This window comes from Chloroflexota bacterium (genome assembly GCA_016197225.1).
Lineage (GTDB): Bacteria > Chloroflexota > Anaerolineae > Anaerolineales > VGOW01 > VGOW01.
On sequence record JACPWC010000054.1, the window covers coordinates 12,043 to 37,352 of the forward strand.

28 protein-coding genes are annotated in these 25,310 nt (G+C 57.3%); 1 reads left to right on the plus strand and 27 read right to left on the minus strand.

Annotated features, from left to right (window positions below; translation table 11 throughout):
- Window positions 1-4: 4 nt before the first annotated feature.
- The 24 genes from HYZ49_08515 to HYZ49_08630 all read right to left on the minus strand — a co-directional run bounded on the left by HYZ49_08515 (window position 5) and on the right by HYZ49_08630 (window position 22,803).
- Window positions 5-3,085, minus strand: coding sequence for a VCBS repeat-containing protein (locus HYZ49_08515; GenBank protein ID MBI3242320.1), 3,081 nt, complete (start codon window positions 3,083-3,085; stop codon window positions 5-7).
- Between the two features lie 5 nt (window positions 3,086-3,090).
- Window positions 3,091-4,005 carry a sugar ABC transporter permease gene (locus HYZ49_08520; protein MBI3242321.1) on the minus strand — a complete coding sequence of 305 codons (915 nt, stop codon included), beginning with the start codon at window positions 4,003-4,005 and terminating at the stop codon, window positions 3,091-3,093.
- Window positions 3,998-5,596, minus strand: coding sequence for an ABC transporter permease subunit (locus tag HYZ49_08525; protein ID MBI3242322.1), 1,599 nt, complete (start codon window positions 5,594-5,596; stop codon window positions 3,998-4,000). Before HYZ49_08525 ends, HYZ49_08520 begins: the two co-directional genes overlap by 8 nt.
- Before the next feature lie 108 nt (window positions 5,597-5,704).
- The gene (locus tag HYZ49_08530; GenBank protein ID MBI3242323.1) at window positions 5,705-7,036 is read right to left on the minus strand and encodes an extracellular solute-binding protein; all 1,332 of its coding nucleotides are present in this window, start codon (window positions 7,034-7,036) and stop codon (window positions 5,705-5,707) included.
- A 180-nt stretch (window positions 7,037-7,216) separates the two neighbouring features.
- Entirely contained in the window at window positions 7,217-8,470 is a 1,254-nt protein-coding gene (locus tag HYZ49_08535) for an ROK family protein (protein MBI3242324.1), read from the minus strand.
- A gap of 173 nt (window positions 8,471-8,643) precedes the next feature.
- On the minus strand, window positions 8,644-10,116 hold the full coding sequence (locus HYZ49_08540) for a recombinase family protein (GenBank protein MBI3242325.1): 1,473 nt from the start codon (window positions 10,114-10,116) through the stop codon (window positions 8,644-8,646).
- Between the two features lie 100 nt (window positions 10,117-10,216).
- Window positions 10,217-10,447: a hypothetical protein gene (locus tag HYZ49_08545; GenBank protein ID MBI3242326.1), complete on the minus strand. Its 231-nt coding sequence runs from the start codon at window positions 10,445-10,447 to the stop codon at window positions 10,217-10,219.
- A gap of 141 nt (window positions 10,448-10,588) precedes the next feature.
- Window positions 10,589-11,371 carry a hypothetical protein gene (locus tag HYZ49_08550; GenBank protein MBI3242327.1) on the minus strand — a complete coding sequence of 261 codons (783 nt, stop codon included), beginning with the start codon at window positions 11,369-11,371 and terminating at the stop codon, window positions 10,589-10,591.
- Window positions 11,372-11,482: 111 nt separating this feature from the next.
- Window positions 11,483-11,791, minus strand: coding sequence for a hypothetical protein (locus HYZ49_08555; protein ID MBI3242328.1), 309 nt, complete (start codon window positions 11,789-11,791; stop codon window positions 11,483-11,485).
- 105 nt (window positions 11,792-11,896) lie between these two features.
- A complete protein-coding gene (locus HYZ49_08560) occupies window positions 11,897-12,130 on the minus strand; it encodes a hypothetical protein (GenBank protein ID MBI3242329.1) in 234 nt (77 codons plus the stop codon).
- A 258-nt stretch (window positions 12,131-12,388) separates the two neighbouring features.
- The gene (locus HYZ49_08565; protein ID MBI3242330.1) at window positions 12,389-12,586 is read right to left on the minus strand and encodes a helix-turn-helix domain-containing protein; all 198 of its coding nucleotides are present in this window, start codon (window positions 12,584-12,586) and stop codon (window positions 12,389-12,391) included.
- A 149-nt stretch (window positions 12,587-12,735) separates the two neighbouring features.
- Entirely contained in the window at window positions 12,736-13,305 is a 570-nt protein-coding gene (locus HYZ49_08570; GenBank protein ID MBI3242331.1) for a DUF3800 domain-containing protein, read from the minus strand.
- 73 nt (window positions 13,306-13,378) lie between these two features.
- Complete coding sequence (locus tag HYZ49_08575; GenBank protein ID MBI3242332.1) at window positions 13,379-13,717, minus strand: hypothetical protein; 339 nt, start codon at window positions 13,715-13,717, stop codon at window positions 13,379-13,381.
- Window positions 13,695-14,093: a hypothetical protein gene (locus HYZ49_08580; protein ID MBI3242333.1), complete on the minus strand. Its 399-nt coding sequence runs from the start codon at window positions 14,091-14,093 to the stop codon at window positions 13,695-13,697. Before HYZ49_08580 ends, HYZ49_08575 begins: the two co-directional genes overlap by 23 nt.
- A gap of 7 nt (window positions 14,094-14,100) precedes the next feature.
- Window positions 14,101-14,913, minus strand: coding sequence for a hypothetical protein (locus tag HYZ49_08585; GenBank protein MBI3242334.1), 813 nt, complete (start codon window positions 14,911-14,913; stop codon window positions 14,101-14,103).
- Window positions 14,914-15,063: 150 nt separating this feature from the next.
- Window positions 15,064-16,917 carry a bifunctional DNA primase/polymerase gene (locus tag HYZ49_08590; GenBank protein MBI3242335.1) on the minus strand — a complete coding sequence of 618 codons (1,854 nt, stop codon included), beginning with the start codon at window positions 16,915-16,917 and terminating at the stop codon, window positions 15,064-15,066.
- The gene (locus HYZ49_08595) at window positions 16,914-17,084 is read right to left on the minus strand and encodes a hypothetical protein (protein ID MBI3242336.1); all 171 of its coding nucleotides are present in this window, start codon (window positions 17,082-17,084) and stop codon (window positions 16,914-16,916) included. Before HYZ49_08595 ends, HYZ49_08590 begins: the two co-directional genes overlap by 4 nt.
- Entirely contained in the window at window positions 17,077-17,268 is a 192-nt protein-coding gene (locus HYZ49_08600) for a hypothetical protein (protein MBI3242337.1), read from the minus strand. The genes HYZ49_08595 and HYZ49_08600 overlap by 8 nt, the downstream gene beginning before the upstream one ends.
- Complete coding sequence (locus tag HYZ49_08605) at window positions 17,252-17,446, minus strand: hypothetical protein (protein ID MBI3242338.1); 195 nt, start codon at window positions 17,444-17,446, stop codon at window positions 17,252-17,254. The genes HYZ49_08600 and HYZ49_08605 overlap by 17 nt, the downstream gene beginning before the upstream one ends.
- A 113-nt stretch (window positions 17,447-17,559) precedes the next feature.
- Entirely contained in the window at window positions 17,560-18,879 is a 1,320-nt protein-coding gene (locus tag HYZ49_08610; protein ID MBI3242339.1) for a hypothetical protein, read from the minus strand.
- A 150-nt stretch (window positions 18,880-19,029) separates the two neighbouring features.
- On the minus strand, window positions 19,030-20,013 hold the full coding sequence (locus tag HYZ49_08615; GenBank protein ID MBI3242340.1) for a tyrosine-type recombinase/integrase: 984 nt from the start codon (window positions 20,011-20,013) through the stop codon (window positions 19,030-19,032).
- A 63-nt stretch (window positions 20,014-20,076) separates the two neighbouring features.
- Entirely contained in the window at window positions 20,077-20,292 is a 216-nt protein-coding gene (locus tag HYZ49_08620; GenBank protein ID MBI3242341.1) for a hypothetical protein, read from the minus strand.
- A 271-nt stretch (window positions 20,293-20,563) separates the two neighbouring features.
- Window positions 20,564-21,364 carry a hypothetical protein gene (locus HYZ49_08625; GenBank protein MBI3242342.1) on the minus strand — a complete coding sequence of 267 codons (801 nt, stop codon included), beginning with the start codon at window positions 21,362-21,364 and terminating at the stop codon, window positions 20,564-20,566.
- Window positions 21,365-21,912: 548 nt separating this feature from the next.
- A complete protein-coding gene (locus HYZ49_08630; protein MBI3242343.1) occupies window positions 21,913-22,803 on the minus strand; it encodes a LysM peptidoglycan-binding domain-containing protein in 891 nt (296 codons plus the stop codon).
- A gap of 128 nt (window positions 22,804-22,931) precedes the next feature.
- Between HYZ49_08630 and HYZ49_08635 the strand changes: the two genes are divergently transcribed.
- A complete protein-coding gene (locus HYZ49_08635; GenBank protein MBI3242344.1) occupies window positions 22,932-23,774 on the plus strand; it encodes a DegV family protein in 843 nt (280 codons plus the stop codon).
- 116 nt (window positions 23,775-23,890) lie between these two features.
- Here the strand turns inward: HYZ49_08635 and HYZ49_08640 are convergent, their stop codons facing one another.
- The 3 genes from HYZ49_08640 to HYZ49_08650 are packed head-to-tail and all read right to left on the minus strand — an operon-like array spanning window position 23,891 to window position 25,183.
- Entirely contained in the window at window positions 23,891-24,037 is a 147-nt protein-coding gene (locus HYZ49_08640) for a hypothetical protein (protein MBI3242345.1), read from the minus strand.
- Window positions 24,038-24,040: 3 nt separating this feature from the next.
- Window positions 24,041-24,559 (minus strand): GNAT family N-acetyltransferase, encoded by a 519-nt coding sequence (locus tag HYZ49_08645; protein MBI3242346.1) that lies wholly within the window; start codon window positions 24,557-24,559, stop codon window positions 24,041-24,043.
- A gap of 18 nt (window positions 24,560-24,577) precedes the next feature.
- Window positions 24,578-25,183, minus strand: coding sequence for a tetratricopeptide repeat protein (locus tag HYZ49_08650; GenBank protein MBI3242347.1), 606 nt, complete (start codon window positions 25,181-25,183; stop codon window positions 24,578-24,580).
- Window positions 25,184-25,310 lie beyond the last annotated feature (127 nt).

The window sequence follows — 25,310 nt, forward strand, 5'->3', positions numbered from 1 at the left end:
ATATTTAGTTGCCTTGTTGCCCTGATGGAATGTTTTCCAGATTGCCGCCTACAGGCAGGCCGCTAGGAACGGAGGCTGGGATAGTGTTTTCCAGTTGCAGGGCGCTGGGCGAGGTAAGCGCATTGAGAAAGGCCAGCAGATCCTGCATCTCTTGATCTGAAAGTTGGGTCTGCTCCGACGCGACATCGGATTTGGTTGCCAGAATCGCCGCTAACACTTCAGGCTGGTTCTGGCAGGTGTCTTGCAAGACAATGGCTAGTTGAGCCGGATCGTAACCTTGCAGACTCGCCGCCGGATTCAGGTGATGCCGGACGACGGCTTCCAGTGTCGTAAAAGCGCCGTTGTGCATCCAGGGCCCGGTGAGGGCCACGTTGCGGAGCGGCGGCGTGCGGAAAGCGTAGCGATCACAGTCGTTGCCCGTCTCCCGCGCCCGGCCAAAGTCAAAGGGTTGTTCGCGGCCTTTGCCGTCGCCAAGTTGCGGCACGGCCAGGTTGTAAAACTTCTGGTCAGTGAGCAGGCCGCCGGAGTGGCAACTGGCGCAGGCGGCTTCCCCGTAGAACAAAGCCGCGCCGCGCTTGGCTTCAGGCGAGAGTGCCGCCAGATCGCCTCGAATGTAGCGATCAAACGGGCTGTCTTCAAACGTAAAGACCATGTTTTCGTAAGCGGCCATCGCGTTGGCGGCATGTTCAAAGCCCAATGAGTCCACCGGCGCGTCAGGGTAAGCGGCCCGGAAGAGTTCAACGTAACCCGGAATCACCAGCAGGCGCTTCATGATCGCCTTCCAGATCGGGCGCGCGGCATAATCGGGAAGCATCGCCAGTTCGTTAGTCTGGCCGAGGATGTCTTTGTCGCCCCGGTCGCCGCGCATCTCGTCACGTGAGGTCACCGGGAACATCGCCTGCGCGGCCAGCAAATTATCCAAACCCGACGGCAGGCGGTCACTGGCCGGCGTGTCGAAGCCAGTCGCAAGCGTGCCCGACACCCGCCCGTCCCAGAACAACACTTTCCATTCCACATATCCCAGGTTGAAGAGCGGCTGGGCGTTGCGCGGAATAAAGTCGCGTTTGTCTTCGAGCTTCACGCGCAGTTCACCCAGGCCCTGCCCGCGCGTGCCGATAGAGAGTGAGAGATTATCGCCAGTGGCCTTGAGCGAATGATGACAGGTGGCGCAGGCAATGTCGCGGTTGCCGCTCAGTTCCGGGTCCCAGAACAAAGCCTCGCCCAGCTTGACCAACTCTGGCGAGGGCGGGGCAGGGTTGGTGGGCGGACGCGCGCCAGCCTGCTTCATCAGGTTAACCAATTTGGCGTCCGGGCCTTGCCCGACGACCAAAGCCAGAACGAGCGCGCCGGCCAAAACAACTGCGCCCATCAGAATCAATCTTGAGCCTGAAACAGAAACGCGCAACGCCAGTACGCCCAGACAAGCGACCAGAATGAGGCTGAAGATCAGAATCAACGGACTCGCATTCGTCTGAGCTTGAATCTGGGGGGTGGCCGCCTTTTGAAAAAGCGGCTGGAGTCCTGTGTTCCCCTGTTGCGGATAGAGCAGGCGGTAGCGCTGGTTGGCGGCCACCCCGGTGAAAACTTGTTTCGTTCCGTCCGGCCAGCGGATGGTCAGATCAGCCGAGGTCTGCCGGCCCAGCCCAAAGTACAAGGCCAGTTCATTTCCGGCCCCGAGGCCCGAGCCGCTGATCACATCCTGCATTTGCGTCATACCGTCGGACGTGGTCAGGTAGACACGCGCCCCGACGGCGTCCCGGTTGACCGGCCCGCCGCCGACCAGTTCCAGAGCCAGCCAGCGATTGTTTTCGGTCAGGCCGGTCTGGTTGTGATAGAGGCGGTAGCCCTCATCCATGTTACCGACGGCCAGATCAACCCAGCCATCGCGGTCATAATCGGCGTAGGCCGCTCCCATGCTCATGCGAATGTCGGACGCTTGATTGTTGCAGGCCACCACTGTAAACGTGCCATCGGCGTTATTGCGGAAGAGTTTGTTGGCGGCGATGTCTTCGTGGTTGGTGGTGTCGGCTATCGCAAGATACAAGTCGCGCCAGCCGTCGTTGTTGTAGTCAAAAAACACGGCCCCCCACCCGATCCCGTTTGGGGTTTGCACGCCGGCCTGCCGGGCGACTTCCTGAAAGGTTCCATCGCCGTTGTTTTGCAACAGTTCCATCGGGCCGACGTTGGAGTAGTAGTAATCCAGGTCGCCGTCGTTGTCGTAATCGCCAATAGCCAGGCCCATGCCAAACAACCGGGAGTCGGCTCCGGCTTCACCCGCAACCTGGGTAAAGCACCATCCTTTACAGCCGGGGCCGTCGTTGCGCCACAACTTGTTGCCAATTCCGTTGATGAATTCGTCGTTGACCAGGTAGATGTCAAGGTCGCCGTCGTTGTCGTAGTCATTGAAGCTGGCGACGAAGCCCGCCCCGTTCAAACCGCCGCCCAGATAATCGGACACATCGCCGAACGTGCCATCGCCGTTGTTGTGGTATAGATGATCGGCGTCGCCCTCCATCGGTCGGCCACACTTCGGGTAGCACGACCAGTTGGCGATATAGAGATCGAGAAAGCCGTCATTGTCGAAGTCGCCCCACGAGGCAGTTTTGCTGTTGCGGTTATCGGTGATGCCCGCCTGCCGGGTGACATCCACCCAGCCCTTCCCGTCCTCATTGCGGAAAAGATTGTCGGCGCCCCAGTTGGCGACGAACAGATCGCGCCAGCCATCATTGTCGTAGTCGGCGAAGATTGCGCCGGCGCTGTGCGCGGCAGGCAAGGCCACCTGCGCTTGCAGAGGTGAGACGGAGAACGTGCCGTCGCCGTTGTTGTGGTAGAGCGTGTTCGGCCCGGCGGGGTCGGTCACGTAAAGATCAACCCAGCCGTCGTTGTCGTAATCGCCCCACGCCTGCCCAATCGCCATCTCCAAACTGACGACCCGGTTGTGAGTCACGCCGGCCTGACGGCTGACATCCACAAAAGCCTCAGCCGCCGCCGGCGTTTGCGCGGCAGCAGAATTAAGATAGCCCTGCTGTTGCAACAGGGCTATTCCCAAAACAACCAGTATCGTCAGCGTCACTGCGCGCCGCACTGAGCTTATTCCTTGACCGCGCCGGTAGTCAGGCCGCCCGCGATCTGATCTTGCAGGGCCAGATAGGTGATCATGATCGGCAGGGCGCCGATCAACGCCCCCGCCGCGAAGACGCCCCATTTTTTGTCGAATTGTCCGGCGGTAAAAATCTGCAAGCCCACCATCAGGGTGTATTCGCTAACATCGTTGAGCAGAATGCGGGCCAGGATGAAGTCGCCATAGGTGCCGATGAAGGACAGGATACCGATCACCACCAGGATCGGGCGCAGGAGCGGCAGGATGAGGTTCCAGAAAATCTGGAAATGTGACGCGCCGTCAATCATGCCCGATTCGTCAATGGCGCGCGGGACGGTGTCCAGAAACCCTTTCATCAGCCAGATGTTGATGCCCATGGAGCCACCCAGGTAAACCATGATCAACCCGGTATGCGTGTTCAGGCCCAGAGCCGGAACAATCTTGCCGAACTGAACGATGAGCACGTAGTTGGCGACCAGAGCCAGCAGGTTGGGGAAAACCTGAATGAGCAGGATGCCTTTGAGAATCGTGACCCGACCGGCGAAACGCAGGCGGGAAAAGGCATAAGCGGCCAGGGTGGTGATCGAAAGGCTCAAAATCGTGGTAATGCCGGCCACCTTGACCGAGTTCCACAACCATTTCCAGTAAAACAGTTCGCCAAACGAGAAATCCGGGTCGAGATTGAACAGGCGCTCATAGTTTTTGAAGCCGGCCTGGCGCGGAATTAGGTACTGGGTCGCCAGCGAGTTGGTGTTGTCGAACGAGGCCGACACCATCCACAGCACCGGGAAAATTGAGAAGGCGATCAGGAACACGGCCAGAACCAGCCTCGCCACCACGCCAAGTTGCTTTTGGAATTTTTGCGACGTTCGAAGTTGCTGATAAGACTGGGACAGGCTAGACATTTTCACTGACCTCCTCCCACATGTTGGTGAAGCGGTACTGGAACAAAGTGATAGAGCCGACAATGATGAAAACGATGATGGTAATCGCCGAGGCATAGCCGTATTGCACGCCGCGCCCGCCGCCTTCGAAGGCCAGTTTGTAGACATAGCTGATCAAGATGTCGGTATGACCGGCCTGGGTGGTGGCCCCCACAATCGGCGGCCCGCCCTGGATGAACAGGTAGATCAGGTTGAAGTTGTTGAAGTTGAACACGTACGATGCAATCAACAACGGGCCAACCGCCACTAGCAAGAGCGGCAGGGTAATGCTCCGGAAGCGATACCAGGGACTCGCGCCGTCCACAGTGGCGGCTTCGTACAAATCTCCCGGAATAGATTGCAAAGCGCCGCTGGTGACCAGCATGAAATAGGGGTAACCCAGCCACAGGTTAACTATCAACACCGCGATCTGGGCCCAGATCGGTTCCGTCGTCCAGTGCGGCGCCCAACCAAATAAGTATTCCAGGGTGCGGTTAATGATGCCGAATTCGGAATTCATCATGCCACGCCAGATCAAGATCGTGATCAACCCTGGAATCGTGTAAGGAATGAGCAGAAATGAGCGAATGATTTTCTTGAGCGGGAAATCCTTGTCGTTATAGAGAATCGCAATAAGCAGTCCCAGCGAAAAGGTGGAAAGAACGCTAACGGTTGGGAAGATAAAGTTCCAGATGAGGATCTGCACCAGCGGGCCACGCAGGGCGGGGCTGGTGGCAAATTGGACGAAGTTATCAACTCCAATCACGGTGCGGAAACCCGGCTTGAGGGTCTTGCCGTCTTTGGTCGTAAACGTGCCGTTGACGGCCTGGTAAACATCGCCGTTGGACTGATCGGTGATGGTATCCGTCGCTTCATCGTAGACGTAAAGAATTTCCAATTCTGCCGCTTCGCTGGGCGAGCGGATTTGAACCGTCTGATCGCCTTCCAGCCCAAACTTGACGTTGGGCAGTTCTTTGTCGGCGGCGGCCAATAAGGTGTTCAGCCGCTTGTAGCCCTCGATGGTTTGCGGAATCCCTTTGCTGTCCGCTTCGCCGATGCCGGCCTCGCCCGGTTTGGCCGGCGTGATTTCCTCACCCGGTTTGGCCAGGAACGATTCGCCGCCCTCGTTGACCAGCCACAAGGCATAAACACCGGCATCAGATTTAAAAGCCGTCCATTTGTAAGAGTTGCCGGAGTCTGGCAAATAGGTAGCCTCTTGAATGAGCGGCAGGGCTTCCTCTTTAGTCTGCAAATGGCCGTCGCCATAATTGGTGAAGGCAACGTAGACGGTGAAAATGATTGGGTAGATCGTAAAGAGGAGCATGAACGCCAGGCCAATCGCCATCCATCGAAAGGGATAAGCCCGGGGCAGCAGGAAAATCAGGTTGAACATTAGGGTGATGAGGCTCAGGATCACTGCGAGTTGAGTGAAGCTTTTGGTCACCGCATTAGCAATAAACCAGATCGCGCCTGCATCGAATAAGAGGACAAAGAGAACTCGCATTGACACCGAAAACGGCGACTCGACCGGCATCCCTGACGCTTTCGTTTGCCCAACGGCCATTGCCTTCATGATGATCTCCCTGCTCAATAAAGATAAACACCCCGCAAAAATATCCAGAAAAAAAACAAGATGAAGGCCGAGGATTATCTCCCCGGCCTTCATTGTGAACAGCTTTAACTACTTGGTAACGATGTCCAGGAGTTTGGTCTCCGGGTCGAAAGTGAACGAAACGGTGCCGTCGGCGGCCAGGGTGAACTTGTAGTTCGGGCCATCCTGCGCGCCATCAGAGCCGTAGTTGGTCGTCCAGGAGCCATCCAGCGCCACTTTGACTTCGTAGTCGCCAGCCTTCAAGCTCCAGGGGCCGCTGGCGAATTTGCCATCATCGCCCTTGGTCATGGCAGTCACGGCGCATTCCGGTTGCCAATCGCCGGGGCAACCGGCGGCGGCCTGGTACGAGCCTGGGGCGTTGACCATGCCGGTCAGCGGGTTGGCGATCAGCGCGCGAATCTTGGCGCCGGCATCGGCGAGCGCAGCCTCCGGCTCCTGCTTGCCATCGCGGACGAGAACGACAGCATCATTCCAACTTCCCCACACCGAACCCATGGCCGGGATGTCGGGCATCATCGAGGAATTCGAGCCTGCGTCGCCGATGGCCACCAGGTCGGCGTCGTCGGTCTTTTCCAACACCGGCAGGAAGGCCGACGCGCGGCCACCCGCATCTTGCAGGGTCTGCATCACTTCTTCGGTGGCGATAAACTCGGTCAGGAAGGCTTGAGCCAGCAGGGCATTCTCACTTTGAGCATTGACGTAAATGCCTTGCGTGCCGGCAAACGAAGCGCCGGGGCCGGCTGGGCCTTCGGGGAATCCGGCAATGGCGTAAGGAACGCCCGATTCGCGGATGCGATCCAGCGCCCACGGGCCGGCCATGATGAAGGGCACTTCGCCGGTCTCGAACAGGGCATGGTTGTTGGCCCAATCCCAGTCGGTGGGCAGGTTGCCGGCATCCACCTGTTCTTTCAGCCAGGTGTTGGCGGCCACCATGCCTTCACTGTCCACGCCCAGGTCTTGGGCGTCGTAGTCGCCCGTGGCGTCTTTGCCGAAGATGTAACCGCCAAAGGAGGTGAACAACGGATAAAGATCGTAGGTGGTGCCGGTGACGGCCATGATGTAGGTGACCTTGCCATCGGCTTTCAACGCTTCGCCGACAGCTACCAACTCATCCCAGGTGGCTGGCGGGGTTTTCACCAGGTCGGTGTTGTAGAAGAAGCCCAGATTCTCGGTAGCGTAGGGCATGCAGTACAGCTTGCCGCCATAGGTGCAGGCGTCAATCGCGACCGGGTTGAAATCAGCCGCCTTGTCGCCCAGATCAATCTCGGCAACCAGGCCATTGGCCACCAGCGCGCCGCCCTGATCGTGCGCCACGCCGAAGAGAATGTCCGGGCCTTCGCCGCACAGCCGTCGCCTGGGGAGCTTCGGTGGTCGCGGCGGGGCCGCAAGCGGCCAGGGCAAGGGCGGTAATCACCAACAGACTGAGCGCCCACATAATATTCTTTTTCATTTTGAATCTCCTCCTAAGAGATACTGTTTGAATTTGAGCCAATAGGGTTATTGATCTTGTTGCTTTGGGTGTTGAATATAATCACCTCCTTAGTGCGAGTCTGACGGGATATTGCCAAATTCAGTAAAGGTCTACGCGCTGACCAGGTGAGTAGGCCGCTCGCCGGCTTCAATATAATGCCGGAATGTTTCTGTTAGGGCAACCGACACGGCTCCCAGAACAGTCGAGCGCCGGCCCAGAGCCGCCAGTTTAATTCTTGCCGCCGTCGAAGAAGACCGAAGGCTTCTTTGTCCCACTGCTTCCCGAACCGGGTCCAGAAAAATGTTGCCGGCGCCCGTGACGCCGCCGCCGAGCAACACCAGGCCAGGATTAAGCAAGTTGATCAGGCTGGCTAAGGCACAACCCAGATGCCGTCCAGCATCATTCAGCAGTTGCTGACTCACCGGGTCTCCAGCCTGAGCCGCCAAAGCCACGTCGCGCGCTGTGACGGGCCGGGAATGATTGATTTCTGCCAGAGAGGTGCGTTGCCCGGCCTTCACCGCTAACTGCGCCCGTTGAGCAATGGCCTCACCGCCAGCCATCGCTTCCAGACAGCCGTAGTTGCCACACTTGCACGGCGGGCCGTCTTCACTGATGGTGACGTGGCCGATTTCTCCGGCGGTTCCTAGTACACCATTATAAATCTTTCCATCAAGCAACAGGCCACAACCGATCCCGGTAGCAACTTTGATGTAGACCAGGTTGGGTTCCCCCCGGCCTGCTCCAAACGCCCATTCACCCAACGCGCCCAGGTTGGCGTCGTTGTCCAGGGTCGTCGGCTTTCCCCAGCGATCCTCGATCTTGCACCGGATTGGGAATCCATCCCAGCCAGGCATGATCGGCGGCGAGGAAACAGTGCCCAGGGAAACATTCACCGGCCCCGGCACGCCCACCCCAATGCCAGTGACTTCAGAAATATCACAACCACATTTTTTCAGCGTCGCTTCGACCGCCTGGCATATCCCTTCGAGGCAGGCCTCGGGGCCAATCGCAATGTCGAAATCAATATCAGAGTCGGCCAGTGTTTTGCCGTTTAAGTCAGTCGCCAGCACAATTAGATGGGTGGCTCCAACATCAATCCCAATCACTCGGCCAGCCTCCGGGTTGAGCTGAAGTAGCGTTGGAGGCCGTCCGGCGAGCGAGACACCGATGCCGGTTTCTCTCAGCACCCCGGAATGAAGCAACTCATCCACAATTGCAGAGACGGTGGCCCGGCTCAACGTCGTCAGGCGCGCTGCATCTGCTCTCGAAATGCCGCTCTCACTTTCGCGGATTGCTTCCAGAATAGCAGATTTGTTTAGTTGTCTTACAATCTTTGGGTCAGCAACCGTCTTTTTTGGGTGCAAGAGTCACTCCAGGCAGTGTTTTGCCGCGAAGATGTTATTACATGTGCTTTTGTTTGTCAACGGGCAAAACAAATAACTGGCAAGAGAAATTTGACAAAGAACTTCAAGTTATGTCATAATGCCCACATCTTCAGTCTGGTATTGCCAGACATCATTGATTGCCTTCGGGCCAGCTATCCTTCAGAAAGGATAGTTGCTTGTGGTACACCCTCAGCCCGCTCCACCAACTCCCCTTTTCTGACATAAATCTTCGGCAAGATTGCCAATAGCACGGGCCGCAATTCGTCATCCGGTTTATTCAACCTGTCTTGGTTCGCCACAAATGCCAATATCCGCGCGCGCAACTCGGCAGGCTCAAGGGTCAGGGCTGGCGCCGGTTGACTGTGTTCGAGTTCTTGCACCTGATCGCGGATGTGGGCCAGTTCGCTAGTCAACGCCGCCCGCGCCGCCGCCGACTCAACCCCTTTTAGATCGCGCTCTATATCCCTCGCTTGTTCGCTTAGTCCCTCAATCGCCCGCGCCACGTGGGGGCTATGGGCAACCGGGGAAGGTGTTTCAATAGTCGCCAAATAATCATCTACCTGGGCCTCGCTAATGTCATTGTAAATCGCGTTGATCAGGTCTTTGAGTTTGTGCTCGCGGATAGTGTTCGCCGGGTGCCTCGGCACGCCAGAGCCAGCGCGAACATGCGCCGTGCACCGATAATAGCGGGTGTCCGGCTCGCGTCTGTTGTGTATCACGTGGCTTGCCATTGGCCGCCCGCAATAGCCGCAGTGCAAAATTGTTGAGAATAGCCCCGTATTCATCGCGCGGGGGAAAGACTTAGCCACTAATGCCCGCCGCGCCAATTCTGACTCTATGCCGCGCGCCGTTTGGTCGTCAAACATGGGGGGCAAACTAGACACGACACGAATAGCCCCCGCTTGCTTGCTATTGAACTTCAGCGCCCCCCGGTAGGCCGTATTACGCATTAAGCCCCGAATGTAACTCGCGCTCCTTACCCGGCTATCCGGCCAAGCAAAAGATTGTGCTATTCGTTCGTATGGCACGCCATTGATAAACAGCCGCGCCAATTCATACAGCAGTGCTTGACGGTCTTTATCTATCTCGTAGCCCGTCACCACGCCCGCCTCGCCTCGCACGGGAATATACCCCAGAGGGGCGTTAGAATGGGGCAAGCCGCGCTTCACTCGGCCAAGATGCCCCATGCGAATACGATCTGCCCGCCGTTCATTCTCGGCTTTGGCCGCCCAAACTTTGATAGGGAAAGTATCCCGGTCAAATGTTCCTCGCGCCAGGCCAACCGCCAGCCGCGTTGACTCTAACACGTCTAACAAGTCAATCATCGGGCGATACCCACGACATAGCCGGTCTTCATTCCATGCGAGAAGTACGTCAAACTCCCCGCCCCTCGCCGCGTCAAGCATAGCCAGCCACGCGGGGCGGTCATGCCGCCAACCCGAGGGCGGGACTAGCCGCTTACCGCTCCGATAATTCTCAGCATCTACCCAAGTGGCTACCACCGTCAAGCCATTGCGGGCCGCGAGTTCGGTACAATCTCCAACTTGCGCCGTAATGCTATAACGGTCTGCCCCGTCTTGTTCCTCACTACTCACTCTGGCGTAAATCGCCGCTCGTTTCGTCATGCCTGCTTCTCCCTTCGTTGTGAGCTATTCCGCTCGCCACTGCCCACCACGCGCCGCCCGCTTGCGCGCCGCCCCGCGTGATGGGCAGTTCGCCAGATGATTAGCTTTCACCTGCCAGCGCAAACCGCAAGCCCGCTGGGGTTGTCTCTGCCTTCGCAGTGGGCAGATAGATGACCAAGCCGGCCAGCGCGTCATCGCTCTTGCACTCCACTGACAGCCCGCTTTGCTGGCAATACCTCAGCGCCGATTGAAGCATGTCCAGTGCCTGGGCCGGGGTGATGGGTGTCGGCTTGCGCTTGCCCCCTGTTTCGCCTTGCTTTGTTGACTTCATACTGTGCCTTCCTTTCGTTGCTGAGTAATCCAAACTTCCCGCCGTAAGCGCATAGCCGGCCCGCCTTGCTCCCTTTGCGCCATGTCCAATACTTGCCCCCGTGTGTGACTTCGATTCGCCACTCAGCGGGGGCGATAGTCGTTATTTTGGGACGATAACTTTCGGCGGCTTGTGTCCATTGCGACTCGGCTTCACGGTTGGCACTTCCTCAGCTTCGGCGTTGTAGTTCACCGTCGCCGCTGTTTGGCGGGCTGTGCCTGCCAGCGTGGGCCGTCCTTGCGGATGGGCAGGCCGCGCCGCTTCGCTCGCGCTTACGCTTCGCCGGGGCGCATTGCCTAAGGTCTCACCTACCAGCGCCCGCGCCGCTTCGTTGGCCGCCTCCTCTACCGCTTGCGTCACATCGGCCTGTTCCGTCGCCTTCTGAATTTGCGACAACAGCGCCGCATGAGTCGCCGCCTTCACGCTTTCCCTCATGTCACGCTCGCGGCTTGACGGGTCAAGTAGCCACAACAGACTCCAACCCACCATACACAACAGGGGCAAGGCCGGCAGGATGTATATGCCGTAGTTGGTCAGGAAGCCCGGCAGGATTGTTTGACTGTGGCGGCCAGCGTCCAAGACGGCATTGAAGGCAATCAGGGTCAGGTCAAGCAGGTAGAAGGCAATCGCCGTCATGCGTTGCGCTCCCGGTTGTGTCCAGAAGTGAATCGCCAGAGGCAGGGCGATTGCAGTTAGCTCTAGGGCCACAATGCCGATAACGGCCAGGGGCAACAGCGCTGGGTCAATCGTGGCCGCAAAGAGGCTGTAGCTCCTCACGGCGGCATACACTAACCCGGCCAGGTAGACAATGAGGCTGAGGACGATTGCCAGCCCTTTGAGGGCGTGGTGTTGATTCTCTTGCATTGCTTTTGAGATGGTTGTCATGGTTCAAAGTTCCTTTCGTGATGGATGTAGTAAAATCTTGGCATAGCGGGGCGCTTTTGCGAGTTCCCCTTGCTACTGCGAACGCTCGGCCCTATACCGGGCGTTCGCTCTTTATGCGTCGCTCACTTCCACGCCGGGGAAGGCTTCGGCGTAGTTCACCTCATGCTCTGACAAGTTGCCTTCGTACAGCGCGATTGCCTCTTCAAGCGTCACCGGGTCAAGGCTACTCCCCTCACCTTGCCACTGACTGAGGGTGACGGTGAAGTATGCGCCGTTGGGAGTGCGATACAAGAAGGTGTTGCGCCCGTGCCGCTCGAAGTTGTGGCCGTCCCAGTAGTCATCTCCGGCGATAAGAGTCGCGGTCTTCACGCTGTACCGCTTGCGGCCAATGATGCGAGTAAATTTTTCAGGTGGTTTCATAAGTTGGTCTCCTTTCGGTCTGTGCCGATAGTGTCCCCGCGACGCTCTGGGCGGGGTTGGGCCTGTTGCCCATGTGATGATTGTTATCGGGGTGTTCGCTCCCCGCTATGCCGCATCTACTGATAGCCCCAACTCCACCCGCCGCCATTGCAACGTTGCCAGCATTTGCGCCGGGTCAAAGAGTGGCCCGGCCAGAAGCAGGCCGCCGCAATGTGGACACGCTCCTTGAAGTTCATTCGCCAGTGATACAGCGCCCTTGCATGACGGGCAGAGACGCCGACGGTCGTACAACTCGCGCGCCATGCGGTCTAGGTTCGCCTGTTGGGTTGGGGTCATCATGTCCGACTCCGTGGTGGGCGGGGTGTGCCGGTGTGTACGCACCGAACACCCCCCGGCCCATGAATCAAAAAACGGGCGGCCCGCCGTTGCTCTGGCAAGCCGCCCGTCTCTGGTAAAATCGGGTGAGCCTTGCCCGCCGCGTACACGGTGGGTGGGGTTAGGGGTCGTGAAGTGGTTGCACACTGCGCGGCCCCGCTTATAGGGTTATAAATCTTGTAACTAACAGGATTATAAGCCCATCTCCTGAAAAGTCAAACCTTACTTTTTTCGCCCTCTTTTTGCTCCTAGTTTTTCAACCTTGCGAAGATAAGCCAGTAGACTCGCCCGGTCAACTTGCCAGACGATTCCAAACTTCCGTGCTTTGACCTTGCCCCCTCGTATCAATTCCCGCAAGTGTTCGGGATGATACCCGCTCAGTTCGGCGGCCTGTTTCGTCGTTATCCAAGTCTCTGCCATAGATGACTCCCGCCGCCGCTTCTCCCCGATTGACAGCCGTGTTACAATATGGGTGAGAAGTGTGACAGCCGCAAACGTCCCGTATAGGTCGGATTCCCTCTAACAAGAGGGATTAGGTTTGTCCCCCCCTAATCAAGGGGGCTTCTCGTTTAACGCCCCAAGTCCCTGATAATCCCCTGTTCAAGCGCCGCGTCAAACAAGGCTTTCATCTCCGCCCGCCCTTCGTGGGCCTCTCTCACAAATCCGCAAACCGCATCGGCCAGCCGGATCAGGGCGTCATTCTCTTCACGCCTCACCCCGCGCACCTTTTCCACCTTTGCCCCCCAGCGCCGTATTCGGCGGCTGTAGTCTTGCCATTGCTCTTTAGGCAAAGCGTCTACGACAATCACGTTATGGCTCTCATTGCCGGTTTGCTTCACAGCCAGGGCAATAGTTTGAGTTGTGAGGCTGTCGTAATCCCGGCTATCGGCGTGCCGGGCAAACGTCAATCGCCCGGCAAACAATGGCTTCTGCAACGCCAACCGGATATAGACCAAACGCCGGTCAGGAGTCGTCCGCATCCATTTTCGCCTGCCCCGCCGCGATTGTTTCTCAATCTCTTCGCAAGCCTTACGCCAGTCTTCAAGGTATTGCCCGGCTACGACTACCGCCACGATGAACAATTGGCCCTTTGTGTCTTGGCCGGTTTCGTCAACGTAGTAGTATCGCTTGTTGGACATGCGCCGTATTCTAACCCATCGCCGCGCTCGCGCAACTTCCGCGCCCGCTATTCTGTTGGTAAGGTTCTAAGTGCTATCCGGGTAGCAGTTCCAATCCATTGAGCTTGTCAGTGATTTCCTCAAAGTGTGCCTTTAGCGCAGGCGACAAATCAGCGTAAGCCGCTTCGCATCTATCAACCAACTCTTGGGGCATTCGCGCCTTTAGCGCCTCAAATGTCTCTTTGTCGCCCGGCTGGGGTTCGCCCAGCCCGCCCCGCCGAAGTCCAGCCGCCCGGCCACATGCGGCCAACTCTGTCTGAGTGGTGTTGGCGGCAACCCACTGAGCAAGGGCTGTCACCGCCGCTTCAATCTCGGCCACAAGTCGCGCTTTGAGTTCGGCCTCTGCATTGTCAAGCCGCGTTTGTAGACTCATTTTTTGCATCTCCAATCTTCAACGCGGCTTCAATGGCCGCGAGTCGCTCCTCTAGCTCGCCAGTCTTTATCGCCTCAACGAAGGCGTGAGCAATGCCGACAATCAACCGCCCGCGTTGCACTGAATTTTCAAGCGGCATGGCCTCGGCCAGGGCGTAATCCAGTACCGCCAACACATCGTCAAGCGTTCGCACTTTTGGCGGTAACGTTGCCGGGTCGGTTGCGCCATGTGGCGTTCGGTGACGTTCACCGCCGCGCTTGCGGCCCTCGGCCCGCGCTCTACCATGCGCCGGGGAGTGGAAAGTACAGTACCCATCCGGCCCGGCTTTGGTTGTGCATCGTTGCCCATCCTTTTTGATTGCTTTGCAATGCTTCATAACGTCCTTAGCTCTGGTAAGTTTGGCTTTGCTCGTTACCGCCAATTGGCGGTAAGGCCGTTGCAATCATTGGCGGTAACTCCGGCAGTGGCCCAAACTTCGCCGCCCATTGCCGCCAATCTTCGGCCTCGGCCAGCGGCCAGCCGTCACCGTAACGATGCTCACGAATAGCCGCCGCCGCGAGTGCCTGGGCCAGGGCGGGCCACTGCGAACGGTCAATCGGATCAGGTTGCGACGTGAGCTTGTCGAATAGCGACTCGCCTGCGTTAGTCCCGCCTTGCGGGATTGCCGCCAAAGTCAGGCGATTACCATCACGGGCCGTTACCACCAAACCGCGCTCGGCAATCAGGGCGGATGTAATCGGCGCATCGGCGGTAACGATTGGCGGTAATCCGCCCTGGGGGTCGAATGGATTACCAGCAAACGGATCGCCGGTGTCATCGTCGGGCGTGGGCATTGGCGATAATGCGCCATGCCGCGCCGGTTGGGGCGGGGCAAACTGCGTGATAGCTCGCGGGGGTTGAAACGTCCGACTCTTGCGCTTGCTGAAGTTGCGCCCCTCGACTCGCTTGCCAAACTCGCTCGTCGTCATCTTTTCAGCGTCGGCCAGTTTGTGGGCCAGTTCTTTTTCAGTCCAGGCCGGTTTACAACGGTTGGCGTTGTACCAGCGCATGGCGTCCAACGCCTCGGCGGTGGATAGGCCAAAGCGGAAGCACTCACACGCGGCCCGGAGAGTCGCGTCATGGCCGCCGCTCCCGCTGATCGCCGGAGGGAGTTTTTCGAGATAGGCCATAGCACGGGATAGGTTAGATTGCGCCATAGGTTTTGCCCTTTCGACTGTTTCCCGAGGGTAAGCCACTTTCACTATGACCGCTTCCCGTTTCGACTGTTTCCCCCTTAAGGGGGGGGAAACGGGAAACAGTCAAAATAACTGCTTCCGGGAAACAGTGGGAAACACGGGAAACAGTCACTATTCCCCCCCCTTTGGCAAGCTAAAAAGGTGGCTCCCGCGTGGCCCGTCGCTCATGTATACCTGCCCGGCTAAAAGCATCTCGGATAGCACGGCGTCAAACGTTTGGCGTCTCACTCCGGCAAGGTTGGCGAGGGCATTTTTACTCAAAGGCTTGTCACTGCCCGCGAGGGCCGCTTTGATTTTGGCGATAGTCTCATCTTTGGCCGCCGCCTTCACGTCGGTAACATCCGCCGCCCAAAACCGCGCCGTAACTAATTCGTGATTGGCGTCATCCTCATAGGCAAACTTTGCCGCGATGGGCTTCACGCTCGCGCCGCGTTCTTTCGTCGGAGTGAGGGTGACGATCAGATCGTCACGCTTTGCCAGCAGAATCAGATCGGCCTTTGCTTCGATGCCACTAAACCCGCGCAAAGTTTCGCCTTGCCGCTTATCGCCCATCGGCCCAGCCTTGCGCTCGTGATGGATCACAATCACCGCCGCGCCCGTTGTCTCTGACAGCCAACGGAGGCCCGCCATTGGCACTTTCATATCATCAGAGTTCTGATTAGCATCGCCGGATACTTCGGTGAGGTTGTCAATGATGACGAGTCGCACGCCCAACGATTGCACGCGCCCGGCCAAGTCTTGCATATCTTGAGTATTGCCGGCGTCAAGCCATGTTTCGGGCATTGAGACATAGTAAACCGGCACAGACTCCGGCAGTTCCCTTGCACGGGCCAGGGCCGCGAAACGCTCATGAGTCCGTCTTTGCCCATTGTCGAAGTCGAGCCACAGCACCGCGCCCTGTGTAGTGGCAATGCCCGTGCCGGGTTGGTTGGGTCGGGGTAGAAAGGATTTACCCGCCGCCACGCTCACAGCTAAATCAGCCAATTCCATGCTCTTGAGTGTGCCAGGCGCGCCGTAAACAATGTTCAAAGTGCCTTCGCCAATGACGCCGTCTAAAATCATTTTGACGGGCGGGCGGGGCGTGTACGCATCGGCCAGGGTGAAAATTTGCCAGGGGTCTACAGGCTGATCAGCTTGGGCGATCAACTCGGCAATGATGGGTGGGAGTGAGGGCGGGGCGATGGTCAATTGCGATTCGTCTGCCCATTGGTAGGGCGGCCCCTCGGGATGGTCAGGATGAACTGAAGGCGGTAAGACGATATAGCCGCCGTCGCTTTTTGTGTCCACCTTAGCACCCAGCGCGTCGTTTTTGCTTTTGCAATTGCCCTGATAAATCAGGTGACAGCCCGGCCCTGTCCATTGACCATCTTCAATCTTGCCGGGGGTGATGGACGTAAGAGGGCTTTCAACTATGCCATGCTCGGCCTTCAGTCGCTCCCACGTTGCGCGGCCTTCGTCACCGTCGGGGTCAATGACGGCCAGCCCCGACAGGCCACAAGCCAGCCCGATATTTGCAGTGGGCCAGTGTGTCCACCACTGGCGAATCTTCGCCGGGTCAGTTGTGGCGTCTTTGAAGCCGTGAGTCGTGATGGGGTCTTTCGTCTTTGGCCGAAGGGGGAACACATGCCAGCCCATCGCCGCATAGCGCAAGGCCCACGCCAAAAACGAGTCACCCGCCGGGCGTAGCTTCGCGCGTTCGGTGTCCACTTCGCGCCGAATCAAATCGGCGTGAGATTCGCTTGTCAGAAGACGGTCAAGCGTTTGGGCCGCGTTGCCGTTAGCGCGTGAAAGTTCATCGGCGTAAAAGTGCCAGTTGACGGGAGTCGAGTCGAGCGAGGCAATCTCAGCCGGTGAGACTGGCAACCTAAGCAGTTGCCGGGCAATGATGTTCGCGCCGGTGGGCCGCGTGTTCACTGCGGGCATATCGTCGGGGACTTCGGGAGGAGGCGGGTTGTATACTTTCAACGCCCCACCTCTCGGAGAATTGCGCGGGCGATTCGTTGAGTAAGATACCGAAACAAGCGCCGGTGACGTTTGCGCCGCTCCTGATTCGGATCGGACTCGGCCAGCGCCGCCGCTCGCTCGGCGAGGGCGGCCAGGTGTTGCCATGTTGTCGAGGGCGCGTTATTCATGGGCCGCCTCCGGGCTTTTTTCAGCCTCAGCCCGGCCAGCGTCGGCAGTGGGCGAGGGCAGGCGCGCAGGAACACCCTGGGCCAGCGCAAACCGATAAGCAACCGCGAGAAGCGCATGAACTAGCCGCTCGCGTTCGGGGTCGGGCGGGCATGTGAGAGGAGCAGGATTAAGCGGCTTGGACATTCGCGGCCTCCGCCGGTTCGCCCTCGGCCTGCTTCGCTTTCGAGTCGGCGGGCAAGAGGCCGCGCCGTTCTAGCTCTTGCCGCAAAATATGACGCACTTCGTCAGCAGGGCCGCGCAACTCTAAGGCGGCCAGCTTTCCAAGCGCGTCATACTCAGTCAGTGACAAAAAAAGCTTCATCCGGGTCAGCATCATTCCTCCGCGAATCAAAAAAGGGACTGCATTTCTTTTGCAGTCCCTTTTTATCAGAAAAACTCTCACGTAGGCAATCTCACGAGTCTAACGACTTTTTCTCACGTCTTACGTTTCATTATTTTGAGATTGCGTCTTGTCGGCATGCGGTAATTACGTCGCCATTCAGAAAAAAGGTTGTCCACTCTTCCCGGTTGGAGATGCACTTTGGGCGCAATGTCTGGCGTAGTGTGTTCGTCAAAATACATATCAACCATCGTTTGATATTCAGTACATCCGGCAATCCTCGGCTTGGCTTTCAGATTGTCGCGCACGAACTCCCATTCCTTGAGTTTCGGCTGTGTTGATTTTGTGTTGCTCTTCGGCTTTACTTTTCCGCCATTGCCTTCAATGGTGGCAGATGCCTCGTCTGTGCATTTCCAAATCTCTCTACAGCGCGCAAAAAAAGCGTCAACGAACGGCTTGGGGTCATATGAAAATGCAGTGAGGTGATAAGAAGACAGGAATGCTTTTACTGAGAGGGGGTACTTGCCGCCCACATAGTGCCCGTGAAACTCAACTAAGGTCAGGCCCATCTTCATTGTGGGATTATCAATTTTGCCAACACGGGCTAGAAACATCAGCGCCCATACTTTACCCACAACTGGCTTAGGTACAATTGCCGCAAACGGATCACTGGTTACATTTATTCTTGACACATAGTCTTGTGGCAGGTATTTATCGTTATATTTATCAATAAACGTTCGCAGTTCATTCTCAAAGCCTTGTTCATCTGTGTCAAGATACAGAGTAAGCGTTTGTAAATTCGTTTGTCCATTTTCACCCGTGCCGGTCGCCGTCTGTTGCTCTGTGCTTGAAAGGGGCAGAGTAATCTCTTTTGACTGAATAAGCCGCCCGTTGTCGAGTCTGGTAACAGAGCCGCTCGTGGGCGTGTCAATGATAGTTTCCCCGCTATGCTCCCACGCCACACTCGCACCGCTCGCCGTCGGTTGCTCTACCCATAGTCTTTTTTCTTTCAGCGTTTGTACCAAATCCGCTTTCGCGTTCTCGTACGTATCAGCCAAATTGCGATGGTCAGCAATCCTGCTTGTCCACCCGGCGATGACTTTCTGCCTCTCCTCTTCGGTTGTGTATTGCTTGCCTGGGCTGTCTTTGAAAATCCCCTCTTTCTCGGCCATTTGTTCAGGGGTCATCAAGTCGTATTCTTGTTTTTCGCGCGCGATGATGACAAACTCAGTAGAAACATCATCGCGCTTGCTGAGTCTGACCTGTCCCATGTGATTGTAATGCAGGGAGTAGACCACACTTGCAGGTGTGGGGGTGTGCCGCTCATAGAGAAAGAAGTTTTGACGGTGGAAACTGTCAAAGAAGTCAACAATTGCGGCGTCTAAAACATCAATTGGTTTGAATAATAATGTCATCCTGCACACTCCAAAACAAAAAAGCCGCCCGCGCCCATCGCGCAAGCGGCTTGTGCATCATGCTATACTTTGCACTGCCAGCCGCTTGCATCGGCTCGGCCATGCCCCGCGATGTATCAGCATCGGCGGGGCGTTTTTATTCTAACAGACTCAGCGCATCCCGCCGCCGCTCCCGTTGTACTGTATGTACTCCTCAGCCGGATTCTCTACCCGGTCGGTTTCGTGGTAGTAAATCATCGTCGTTGAGATATTAGCGTGCCGGGCCATCGCCTGCACCTTTTGCACGGGCGCGCCGCGCTTCACTGCCGTTGTGATCGCCGTGTGGCGTAGGCTGTGGGTTGTCTTATTCTTGCCCACCACGCCCGCCGCCTTGTATGCCGCCTTCACAATGCCACGAATGGCCCGCAAGGATAGCCGCTCATCTCGCGCCCGGTTGGAAAGCGAAGTAAACAGCGGCCCCCCTGCCGGGTCATTGCCTCTGGCAGATAGCCAATCGTGCAAGGCCGCCTCAGCGTCGGGGTGAGCTATCACAATCAATTCATCGGCCTCAGCCCGCCCCTTGCCCGTCACGGCCAGCACCAGCCGCCCGCCTTCGGTTCGCACGTCGCCCACGTCGGCGCGATGCACTTCCACACTACGCGCCCCGGTGTAGGCCATGAGGTGAAGCATAGCCGCGTCACGCTTGCCCGCCGGGGTGTCACGGTCAGGGGCGGCCAGCACCCGCAGTACCTCAGCATCGGTCAGGGCGGCCCGCTTGTGGGCCTTGCTCGTGCCGGTTCGCTTTGCGCCCTTCACGCTCGCCGCCGGGTTGTGAATCAATCGCCGCGCCCCCACAGCCCACGCAAAGAAGGCCCGCACTCCAGCCAGCCAGGTATTCACCGCGCCCGGCTTGTGGCCTTCGGAGAGTAGGGCCGCCTTCCACTCGCGGATCGCTTCATCGGTGACGGTCGTTCGCCGCTCGGCCCATGTGATGAATTTTCCCATGCCGCGCTTATACGTCTCTGCCGACGTGGGCGACAATTCGCCCGCGCTTACCTGTAGGTCAAGGGCCGCGTGCCACTCGCCCACGAGGGCGAGAATATCAGCATCCTGGGTGACGGCTTTGGGTTGGGTGACGGTTAGACTCTTGCTCATGGTTATCTCTCTGAAAGAGTGAAGGGCGGCTATCCGGTCATGCTGGACAGCCGCCCCGACTTGTTAGAACTTCCGGCCTTGCGCCCTCCGCTCGGCTTGCACGGCCTCCACGTGGTCACAGCCGCCGTAAAGGGTGAAGCTATGGCACTTGCACTCATACGCGCCCTTCACGCTCACCGTGACGCGATGATTACCGCGCTTGTCGGCAACGGTGTAAATGACTTCGGCGGGTTGTACTTTGATTGCTTGGTTGAAGGTGGTAGTATTCTGAGTGTTCATTGTGACCTCCCGTGTCACTTTGAGCGTTGCGGGTTGGGTGTTACAGCACTCAGCCCGCTCTTGATTCATCGTCTCTGTATTGCCTATAATCAATCTTATAGGATTTAGCCCCAAAAGTCAAGGGGCATTTTCCCGCCCGAAGTCCAACGCCCCGGCCAGCAAAGATACAAAAGGCAGTGGACTATGCCACTGCCTGATAATGCGCCTCGAAAACTGGCCTGCCAACAAAAACGGAAGCGGGACGAAGCAGATTACAGCGAGTATAGCGCGTCTACTTCGTTGTGACCTCTATGCTCCATTCCCCTTCCGCTTGAATCTCTAATATCAAAAAATCACTTCTAGGCAAAATCTGCGTTCCCTCATACGGATCAGTCGTATTGACCAACGAATCTCTTCCACTGTCGCTCCATGCCCGTACCCCAAAATACCGCGCTCCTGCATTGCCCTTTATCTTCGCTAGGTCGGGTACACCGCCCTCGACCAAGATTACGTCATCCCCTTTGCCGTTGAACACACCCGGCGCTGTTAGCACCCTCATAGAGGCCAGCGGCAAAATCTCAATTGTCCAGTCTCCCGTTGCAGTCACTTCAAACCGCGTTGTTGCTTGCCCGTCCCGAAAGTCTAGTGGCCGCACACCGTCGTATGGGTCTGTTGTGTTAACGAGCAAGTCAATAGAGTCTCCCGACTCATTGTAGTTCTTTACTGCAAAAAAATGCGCGCCCGCATTGCCTGTAATGTGTACAATCGCCGCTCCAAATGGGTTGACGGCATCCACAATCGAATCGCCGTTCCCGCTCAATACAATTGGCTCTGGCGTGTTAGTGGGAATCGGCGTCTCGGTCGGTGGGTCGGTTGGTCTGGGCGTATTGGTAGGGGGAGGGGTATCGGTTGGGGCCACTTCTGTGAGGGCCGCCTGGGTTGCGACCGCAGACTCGACTTGTTCCACTTGTGCCACTTGGGGCGTTGAAGTTCCTTTTGGCCTCGTGGCTACGGTTGCCACCAGACAAATGCAAGTGCCAACAATGCCCACTAACACGACAATCAAGATATTCCGCAAGCGATTGTTTTTCATCTTCTATCCCTCCGCGACAAAGTTTGTGTTACGCCCGATATTAGCATAATACGGCCTCACTTGTTTATAGGCAAATGTCACGAGTTTGACAGGTCTAGCGCCCCGGCCCGCGTGGGCAAGGCCAGGGCGGGCAGTGGCAAACAAAAAGGCAGTGACTTTGCTTCACTGCCTCTGAAAACGTCTCTGGGCCGCTCCTGGGCACGCCTACGCCTCGACAGCCACGCGGCCCGGTTCGGTTATCCTATTGGCCCGCCCGCCTGACAAGCTACACTCACGCGCCCGAGGAGAAGTGGCAAATATCCTGCTTGCGCCCCGCCGGTAGGGGTGCTATACTCTGCCCATTCTTCGGGGGGATTTTTTATCACAATAGGCAATCCTTTAGAAAGGAGGAGGTGGTGTCAATATGAGTACAAGTAGCACATCCTGCGCTGTGGCACCCCTCTTCAGCTAAGTTGTAACAGACTTGTCTGTTATGGCTGAGATAGTGCCACAGCGCAAAACAAACAGCCCCATCAAAATTGATGGGGCTGTTTGTTTTCATCTCAAACTCAGTATTGCACCGTCACCGGCGTTCCGATGCTGGACCAGTTGTAGGCCCATTCAGCCTCAGCGGTGGGCATATTCACGCAACCGTGACTCATTGGCGCGCCAAAGTTGTTGTGCCAGTAAGTTCCATGCAGGCCATAGCCCTTGTAAAAATACATCACGTAAGGAACGCTGGGCAAGTCGTAGCCAGGGCCGATCATGCGCTGAGACCTATACCGCAAATAGATGTAAAACGTGCCAACCACCGTCGGCGTCTGAGGCAAGCCGGTGGATACCAGGGTTGACCGAACCAGCGTATCGCCCTCGTAGGCATATAACATCTGCTCCGAAAGATCGATCAGGAAGCGCCGACCATTCCCGGCCGGGGCTTGTGGCGCCGGGGCCGCCGTCGTGTCGGTGGGAGGCGTTGATGCAGCGCTTGCCGTGCTCACTACGCTCGCTTCGCTCGGAATCGTCAATTGCTGACCGACATAAATCGTCACATTCGCCAGGCCGTTCGCCGCCTGAATCGCGGCCACGCTCACGCCGTACTTCAAGCCAATGCGAAACAGATTCTCGCCGCGCTGGACGGTGTGAACGCCATTACTCGCGCCGGCGCTGGGAGCAGGCGCAACGGGCTGGCTGATCACAGGCGCAGGCACGGCGGCACTCGCTCCACTCGCTTCGCTCGCTGCGCTCGGAATAACCAGCACCTGCCCGGCGTAGATCGTGTTGCCGACAATGCCGTTGGCCGCCCGGAGCGCATCAACGGTGACACCGTGATTCAACGCAATGCGAAACAGAGTCTCTCCCGGTTGAACCAGGTGAGTCGGCGTATCGGCCAGAACCGGCGGCCCCCAGGCCAACATCAGCAAAGTTGCTACTGCGCCCAGAATACGAACGATTCGAAGCATGGTTGTTTTCCTTTCAGCCTCCCTGCATCCTACCTCACAAGGTGCGCCCGGCAAATAACACGCCTTGCCCCTATAATACCCGAAACTTACCCTGAATTCTGGTGTTGTTATTAGACGGAGGAAACCCTATGACCCGCATTGCCATTGTCACCGATAGCACCGCTTACATCCCCCCCAACCTGGTGAGTCAGTTCGGCATCCACGTGGCCCCCCAGCAACTTATCTGGGGCACCGAAACTTTTCAAGACGGCGTGGATATCTCACCGGTCAAGTTTTACGAGCGGCTCAAAGTTGATAAGGTCAACCCCAAGTCGTCTCAGGCTTCACCGGGCGCATTCAAAGAGATTTTCAGCAACGCCCTCAAAGACGCCGATGCGGTGCTGGCCATTGTGATCTCCAGCGGCGTGTCGCAAACCTTTAATTCGGCCATGGTTGCCAAAGCTGATTTTCCGAGCGGGCAAGTAGAGGTGATCGACTCGCAAACGACGGCCATGGCTATGGGCTTCATCTGCCTGGCCGCGGCCCGCGCCGCCGCCGCAGGCCAATCGCTGGCCGAGGTGAAAAAGCTGGCCGAAGACTACAAGAACAAGGTCGGCGTGATCTTTGTCGTGGACACGCTCGACTATCTGCATCGCGGCGGGCGCATCGGCGGCGCGCAAAAGTTCATCGGCAACGCTTTGAACGTCAAGCCCGTCCTGGAACTCAGAGGCGGCAAGGTTGAACCGCTGGAGCGCGTGCGGACGAAGAAGAAAGCGATTGAGTTCGTGATCAACAATATTGCCGAGCGTGTGGGCGGCAAGACTCTCCGCCTGGCCACTCTTCACGCCAACGCCGAGGCCGAAGCCAAAGAATTATTGGCCAATGCTTCTGAGCGGCTCAAGCCGATCGAGACTGTCCTGGCCGAAGTCAGCCCGGTGGTTGGCACGCACACCGGCCCTGGCACGGTTGGCCTGGCCTGGTGCGCTGAGTAAGTTTCTTCAACGCATTAATGCCAAATGAACTTCCCTGGTTCCCCCGTCAGCGGCGGGCGACCGGGGAAGTTTGTTTTACCGGAAGGGAGTCGAGAGGAAGACCCCGCCGAGGTAAATCAAATACGCGCCACAGGTGACAGCGGGCCGACGACGAAGCCTCGTCGCGCGCTTTCGGTGACGATGGCCGTGGATACCGGCCCCGGTGTCACCACCGCCCCAAAGCCGACGACGAAAGAGAAGGCGAAGAGAAGAGGCAGGGTCAAGTCTCATACTCCCCCGGTTATCGAATAAATGAGCGTTGGCAGACTGTCGCCATTGATGCCATCCACTTTCTTTTCGAGGGTCATGCCAATCTTACCGGCGACTCTTTGCGAGGCAATGTTCTCCGGTTCAATCAAACAGATCAGCCGCGACAAGCGCAAACGCTCGAAGCCGTATTCGACGATAGCCCGGGCGACTTCAGTGGTCAGCCCCTGCCCCCAATAGTCTTGAGCCAACGTATAAGCCACTTCTACTTCCTGCTGTCCTTCAATCGTCCACGGAAGCAAGCCACAGCGACCGATGAATTTGCCGGTCTCTTTGTGGATGGTCGCCCAAAGTCCCAGTTCGGGATATTTGGGATGCCCGTGCATGTGCCATTCGAGTTCTTCCTGCGCTTCTGGGCGCGAACGCGGCGCATCGGGGATGTATTTGGTGATTTCAGGATCGCAATACAACGCCCAGAGGTCATCCAAGTCCGAAAGGACTTGATGGCGGAGGGTGAGGCGTGGGGTCTCGAGGATCATTGCCATTGCCTGTCTTCTTCAACTCAACGTCAACTGAATCGCCTGCTCCAGCGTCATGGCGCGTCCGGCAGTCCACCAGTGTGCGAAAGCGGCGTCATCCATCTGCGCGGGCAAGTCCCTCAACTGCCTATCGAAATAAACCTGCTCATCGGGTGTCATGGGCGTGCCGCCTTTTTCACGGAGCGCGTTCGCGGCAGCGAATAGTTGCAGGGCGTGTTCGGGATGATTTTGCGCGAGGGCGATGAAGCCAAAACATTCCAGTTGATGCGCGATTGCGCCTATTTGCTCTACATCACGAAAAGCGACGATGGTTTCACGATAGATGTCCAGCGCTATTGCGTAATTGCCCAATTCTCTCTCCATGTGCGCCAATTCGCTTTTGGCAATGATCACATTGAAATGTGCGCCGATTTCATGGTAAGCCTGGAGCGCTTTTTCAATTAAGGCGCGGGCTTCCTCATAATCCTTTCGGTGGACAGCGATACGACCTTTCATTTCATGGGCAACCGCCACTGTCCATTCAATACCTGCCTCCTGTGATACGCGGATGGCTTCATCCGCATATCGTTCCGCCGCGTCTATATCGCCGTGTAATTCCAAAGTCACGCGTGTCAGGTTGTTCAATAGACATTATTGGAAATAATTTTTAAGTTGATAGGAGAAGGATCGCAGATAGCGAAAGTCAGTACGAAGGTTGTGCAAAGCGCAAGCGACTTGCATCACCAAATCGGAGAATCCTTTCGCGGTATTG

Bases quoted from the DNA above. Each gene is read 5' to 3' on its own strand.
- HYZ49_08630 (MBI3242343.1), bottom strand. From the start codon at position 22,803: ATGCTTCGAATCGTTCGTATTCTGGGCGCAGTAGCAACTTTGCTGATG.
- HYZ49_08575 (MBI3242332.1), bottom strand. From the start codon at position 13,717: ATGAGTCTACAAACGCGGCTTGACAATGCAGAGGCCGAACTCAAAGCG.
- HYZ49_08605 (MBI3242338.1), bottom strand. From the start codon at position 17,446: ATGAAGCTTTTTTTGTCACTGACTGAGTATGACGCGCTTGGAAAGCTG.
- HYZ49_08520 (MBI3242321.1), bottom strand. From the start codon at position 4,005: ATGTCTAGCCTGTCCCAGTCTTATCAGCAACTTCGAACGTCGCAAAAA.
- HYZ49_08615 (MBI3242340.1), bottom strand. From the start codon at position 20,013: ATGAGCAAGAGTCTAACCGTCACCCAACCCAAAGCCGTCACCCAGGAT.
- HYZ49_08570 (MBI3242331.1), bottom strand. From the start codon at position 13,305: ATGTCCAACAAGCGATACTACTACGTTGACGAAACCGGCCAAGACACA.
- HYZ49_08585 (MBI3242334.1), bottom strand. From the start codon at position 14,913: ATGGCGCAATCTAACCTATCCCGTGCTATGGCCTATCTCGAAAAACTC.
- HYZ49_08550 (MBI3242327.1), bottom strand. From the start codon at position 11,371: ATGACAACCATCTCAAAAGCAATGCAAGAGAATCAACACCACGCCCTC.
- HYZ49_08610 (MBI3242339.1), bottom strand. From the start codon at position 18,879: ATGACATTATTATTCAAACCAATTGATGTTTTAGACGCCGCAATTGTT.
- HYZ49_08555 (MBI3242328.1), bottom strand. From the start codon at position 11,791: ATGAAACCACCTGAAAAATTTACTCGCATCATTGGCCGCAAGCGGTAC.
- HYZ49_08635 (MBI3242344.1), top strand. From the start codon at position 22,932: ATGACCCGCATTGCCATTGTCACCGATAGCACCGCTTACATCCCCCCC.
- HYZ49_08525 (MBI3242322.1), bottom strand. From the start codon at position 5,596: ATGAAGGCAATGGCCGTTGGGCAAACGAAAGCGTCAGGGATGCCGGTC.
- HYZ49_08625 (MBI3242342.1), bottom strand. From the start codon at position 21,364: ATGAAAAACAATCGCTTGCGGAATATCTTGATTGTCGTGTTAGTGGGC.
- HYZ49_08540 (MBI3242325.1), bottom strand. From the start codon at position 10,116: ATGACGAAACGAGCGGCGATTTACGCCAGAGTGAGTAGTGAGGAACAA.
- HYZ49_08560 (MBI3242329.1), bottom strand. From the start codon at position 12,130: ATGATGACCCCAACCCAACAGGCGAACCTAGACCGCATGGCGCGCGAG.
- HYZ49_08645 (MBI3242346.1), bottom strand. From the start codon at position 24,559: ATGATCCTCGAGACCCCACGCCTCACCCTCCGCCATCAAGTCCTTTCG.
- HYZ49_08620 (MBI3242341.1), bottom strand. From the start codon at position 20,292: ATGAACACTCAGAATACTACCACCTTCAACCAAGCAATCAAAGTACAA.
- HYZ49_08580 (MBI3242333.1), bottom strand. From the start codon at position 14,093: ATGAAGCATTGCAAAGCAATCAAAAAGGATGGGCAACGATGCACAACC.
- HYZ49_08595 (MBI3242336.1), bottom strand. From the start codon at position 17,084: ATGAATAACGCGCCCTCGACAACATGGCAACACCTGGCCGCCCTCGCC.
- HYZ49_08545 (MBI3242326.1), bottom strand. From the start codon at position 10,447: ATGAAGTCAACAAAGCAAGGCGAAACAGGGGGCAAGCGCAAGCCGACA.
- HYZ49_08565 (MBI3242330.1), bottom strand. From the start codon at position 12,586: ATGGCAGAGACTTGGATAACGACGAAACAGGCCGCCGAACTGAGCGGG.
- HYZ49_08600 (MBI3242337.1), bottom strand. From the start codon at position 17,268: ATGTCCAAGCCGCTTAATCCTGCTCCTCTCACATGCCCGCCCGACCCC.